A 3013-nucleotide genomic window follows, 5' to 3' on the forward strand; every position below is an offset into this window, starting at 1 on the left:
TTTTGAAACTTATCCACAGCTTTTGAAACTTATCCACAGCTTTTGAAACTTATCCACAGCTTTTGAAACTTATCCACAGCTTTTGAAACTTATCCACAGCTTTTGAAACTTATCCACAGCTTTTGAAACTTATCCACAGCTTTTGAAACTTATCCACAGCTTTTGAAACTTATCCACAGCTTTTGAAACTTATCCACAGATTTTGTTAAAAATATATATTGAGGAGTTCTTAATTCAGAAAATAATTTTATTTAGTTTATGTTTTTTATATATATTTTTTAAATCAATGTAGCAAGTAAATTATTATTTAATTCTACTTGTTATAATTAATTAACTAAAAAAGGGTGTGATGGATTTGAAAATGATACGTTCTTCTAAACAACAAATAGATTTTTTTATTGCTGACGAAGTAGAAATATCAGGTTTCCGTGATGATATATCTAGCATGGAGTATCCCTTTTTTGCCTTGAGAGGGGGAGATAAAAAGATAAGAAAATATGAAACTGAAAATGTTATTATAAAGATAAAACCTAATGTGGATGGTGTAGCTACAATCTTTGACAAAGATATATGGATATACAGTATATCAAAATTACAAGCTGCTATTAATAATAATAGTCCAATTAGCCGAACAATTACTTTTACTCCATATGATTTTTTTATAACAACAAATAGAGAAAAAGGTGGAAGAGCATATAGTGATTTTAAAAAATCACTATCAAAACTTGCTGGAACTAGGATTGAAACTAATGTTATTTACTCTGATTCCAAAAGAGAACTAGTTGGATTTGGTTTAATTGATAGTTGGCGTATTATTGATGAAAAACGTGGTAAGTTAAGTATTGGCATGGTAGAGATCACTTTACCTAATTGGTTGTATCAAGCTTTACATAAGAAAAAAATATTAAAGATTAGCCCTGATTATTTCAGTATAAGAAAAGCGATAGATAGAAGAATTTATGAAATTGCTAGAAAGCATTGTGGTAATCAAGAAAAATTTTCTATATCTCTTAAGAATTTACATCTTAAAACTGGAAGTACATCCCTTCTTAAAATGTTTCGATATAACTTTAAAAAATTAGTTAAAGTTAATAATTTGCCAAATTATACAATTCTGTATGATGAAAAAACAGATATTGTTATGTTTAGTAAACGTGTAGAATTAAATAGATAGTAAAACTAGACGACAAAAACGCAATTTTAAGCAGTTCAGAAGAGTTTTAGCAGTATTTTTTAGTCAAGATGAAGAAAACCCTACCGAAATAATTAAAAGCTCTTACAGGAGCTTTTAGGCTATCATTTAAGAAATGAGATTAAAAATTCTTTAAAGATATAAAAATATTTTTTGTATTACATTAAAAATACCAAACCAGAAATATTCTTACAGAATAAATTTATTTTCTTGGTTTCTCTTTTTAAGATAATCAATATAAATAACTATTTCAAAAGTAATCTCATTTCTTAAATGATAGCCTAAAAGCTCCTGTAAGAGCTTTTAATTATTTCGGTAGGGTTTTCTTCATCTTGACTAAAAAATACTGCTAAAACTCTTCTGAACTGCTTAAAATTGCGTTTTTGTCGTCTAGTTTATGTAATATTAATCCACAATAACTATTCAGGATGAGAAAAAGGGGATTGATTATTTAATATTTGTACGATAATCCAAGGTATTTGTTTGGGTTGTTTAATTCTTAATTGTTTATATCTGTTAAACCTTCCTTTTTCTATGCTTATACAACTTTTTGATACTCCAAATTCTTTAGAAAGAAACTTTAAAAGATAATTATTTGCTTTTCCTTTTGATGGAGATGTTACAATATTAGTTTTAATTGAATTATTGTATTTTCCAACTATTTTGTTGCAGTTAGAATTAGGTTTAACATATATATTAATCAATAATGTATTTTCATCATTCCACATAACTGTCATAGTATATACCAAATATTAGGCAATAGATCCATACCTAAGTAATTTAATGCATAAAGTGTAAAAATTATTATCATTGGTGAAAAATCTATAACATTTGTGTCTGGCAATATTTTGCGAACAGGATTAATCAAAATTTCACTCATTTGGTATAAAACAAAATGTATTGGATTATAGCTATAATTTACCCAACTAAGTATTGATCTAGTAATAATTACCCAAAAAATAATTTTTCCTGTTGATTTTATGAATACTAATAATCCTATAAACAAATCAATAGAATCTAATGTTAATATCCTATTTTCAATAAATCTCAGTGTTGGAAATTTAATTATTGATAAGATAAAAGCTATTGTTAATGCAGCAACATCTATTGAAGCAATGTTAGGGATTATTTTGTTTCTTAACCATCCAACTATAGGTTGAGTAACTTTAAAAATAGATTGTGCTATTGGATTAAAAAAATCGCAGCGCGCTATTTGCATCCATATTAGAAGCAATAACAATGTAATGTAAAGATCAATTAAAGTTCTTATTAAAAAAATCAAGGTCAGCATGAAATTAAAATTAATTTTTTATCTATTTAAAAAGAAAATGTAAATCAATACTATTCTTTAGAAATTTAATAGCATCATTCCCCCCCTATTCTTTTGTATTCTATATCTCGCATATTATAATTTAAAATTTTGAATTATTCTATCATTTTTTAGTATTTATTACTTTTTTGTTATTTGTAATAAATCTTTTGACTTTAGATCACCTCAGTTTGTGTTTATTAAATAGTTATGCACAGTTTATAGATAAGTTTGTAATCTATCTTGTGTGGCTGTATAGCTGTTATGATAGGCATTAAGATGTTAAGGGCTATAAAGTTATCCACATATTCACAGGCCTAATAATAATATAAATATAGTTAAGTATAATTAAGTTAAATAATTAGTATTTAAGTTAAGTATTTTTTTTTGTTTTTAACATTATAAAATATAACAATTTTTTTCTAGTTGCAGTTTTTAAAAGACGAATTTTTAGTTTTTAAAAGACGAATTAATAATAAACTTATCCACAGATTTTGAAACTTATCCACAGA

Annotated in this window: 3 protein-coding genes; 1 reads left to right on the forward strand and 2 read right to left on the reverse strand. The window is 25.7% G+C overall.

All coding sequences use genetic code 11. The annotated features are described in order from the left end of the window. Positions 1 to 361 precede the first annotated feature (361 nt). Positions 362 to 1174: a replication initiator protein A gene (locus tag CRV12_RS00105; protein ID WP_241973747.1), complete on the forward strand. Its 813-nt coding sequence runs from the start codon at positions 362 to 364 to the stop codon at positions 1172 to 1174. Between the two features lie 437 nt (positions 1175 to 1611). Here CRV12_RS00105 and CRV12_RS00110 read toward each other — a convergent pair whose 3' ends face one another. Then, on the reverse strand, positions 1612 to 1929 hold the full coding sequence (locus tag CRV12_RS00110; RefSeq protein ID WP_136130626.1) for a DUF167 family protein: 318 nt from the start codon (positions 1927 to 1929) through the stop codon (positions 1612 to 1614). Further along, positions 1926 to 2483 carry a YggT family protein gene (locus CRV12_RS00115; RefSeq protein ID WP_136130627.1) on the reverse strand — a complete coding sequence of 186 codons (558 nt, stop codon included), beginning with the start codon at positions 2481 to 2483 and terminating at the stop codon, positions 1926 to 1928. Before CRV12_RS00115 ends, CRV12_RS00110 begins: the two co-directional genes overlap by 4 nt. Between the last annotated feature and the right edge of the window lie 530 nt (positions 2484 to 3013).

It is taken from the genome of Candidatus Pantoea edessiphila, assembly GCF_002933315.1.
Taxonomy (GTDB): domain Bacteria; phylum Pseudomonadota; class Gammaproteobacteria; order Enterobacterales; family Enterobacteriaceae; genus Pantoea_C.